Source organism: Ferroplasma sp. Type II (genome assembly GCF_000496155.1).
The window spans coordinates 2,651-4,273 of the sequence record NZ_KI542831.1 but is presented as its reverse complement, the minus strand read 5'-3'; the positions used below and the strand labels follow the sequence as shown (position 1 = coordinate 4,273).

Below are 1,623 nucleotides of genomic sequence, written 5' to 3'. Positions count from 1 at the left end.
AGCATTATCCATTGCAGGTACCACTACTGTATCAACCTTGTTTGAATTAAGTGCGGCCATGAGGTCACTCATGCTGTCAAAATACTGTATTTCCACATCTTTATGTGTTTCACCGACAAGTGCACGGAACAGAATATCTGAGGCCCCACCCTTTCTTGTCATTCCTACTCTGTATCCGAGATTAGGGGTAACCCTTGAAAGGTTTTCGATTGTTACATAGTCTATAGGCAATCCACTCTTCACAAGGGATACAGTGGAATCCAGAACAATGTCTGGCTTCTGTTCTCCAATGTCAGAGGATTTTTTGAACTCTATATCTATGTCATTTCTTTCCATCATTGCCGCTACCAGTGGGTAGCAAACTGGTCCAGGTGCTGCTATAACTTTCATAGACCATCATGGCAAACTCATTTATTAAAGTAATGTGAACATAAGCATTATGTATGAAATAAATATTATAGAAAATTGTTTTCATATTTTCTTTATCGTAATTATTTTTATAATGTAATAATATATATGAAAAATGTAAAAATGAATAGAAAATGATATATTTAAAGTTGAAATTAGGTTTTTTAAGATTTAAATGAAAAGATATTTATTACTGGAAGACGGAACCACCTATGAGGGCAATGCTTATGGCTATGAGGGGGAAGCAAACGGGGAAATAGTTTTCACGACTTCAATGTCCGGATACCTTGAAACTATTACAGATCCATCATATGCCGGTGAAATACTAATTTTTGCATTTCCTGAAATTGCCAACTATCCATTAAGCATGGAGCATATGGAATCTGAAAGGATCCAGGTTGCCGGGCTTATCACAAAGGATGCACATAGTATTCTTTCCGGTGGCGATTCAGGGGTTGGGTTTAATGATTTTTTGAAGGCAAACAGGGTTCCGGCAATAGACGGAATAGACACAAGATCACTGGTTGAGAAAATCAGAAAAGCTGGGGCAATTAAGGGTTATATAAGAAATATAAATGAATTGCCAGATAAATTTGAAGATACAATGAAACTTGACCTTGTATCACAGGTATCAAGGAAAAAATACCAGTATTATGATTCCGGCCACAAAAAAGAGATACTGTTTGTGGATGTGGGAACAAAAAATAGCCTCATAAAAAGATTGAGTGAAACTGCTTCACTGCATATAGTTCCCTACAACTATGATTTTTTCAGCATAAAGTTCCACTATGATGCAATTTTTATACCAAATGGGCCAGGAGACCCTGCACACGATTCACTGAAACCCTTAAGGGAATTTATCAGGGAAAAAAGCAATGAAATGCCTGTAATGGGAGTATGTCTCGGAAATCAGCTTATTGCACTCTCTATGGGAGGAAAAACTGAAAAAATGAAGTATGGCCACCGGGGAATAAACCATGCAGTGCTTATAGGTAACAGGGTATACATTACCTCGCACAACCATGGCTATGCAATCAATGAAGATTCCATGAAAAATACTGAGATGGAGATCTACGGAAGGGACATAAATGACGGCACAGTGGAGATGATAAGGCACAGGGAATTGCCCATATTTTCAGTGCAGTTCCATCCAGAGGCATATCCTGGACCATACGACAGTACATGGTTCTTCAATGATGTGAAAAAAACACTTGG

2 protein-coding genes are annotated in these 1,623 nt (G+C 38.0%); one reads left to right on the top strand and one right to left on the bottom strand.

The annotated features are described in order from the left end of the window. On the bottom strand, positions 1–390 hold a 390-nt coding region (locus AMDU4_RS13330; protein ID WP_290705518.1), incomplete at its 3' end, for a DUF3834 domain-containing protein. 193 nt (positions 391–583) lie between these two features. On the opposite strand from AMDU4_RS13330, the gene carA reads away from it, so the two are divergent. Then, positions 584–1,623 (top strand): glutamine-hydrolyzing carbamoyl-phosphate synthase small subunit (carA, locus tag AMDU4_RS13325; protein WP_290705515.1); only part of this gene is annotated, 1,040 nt, incomplete at its 3' end.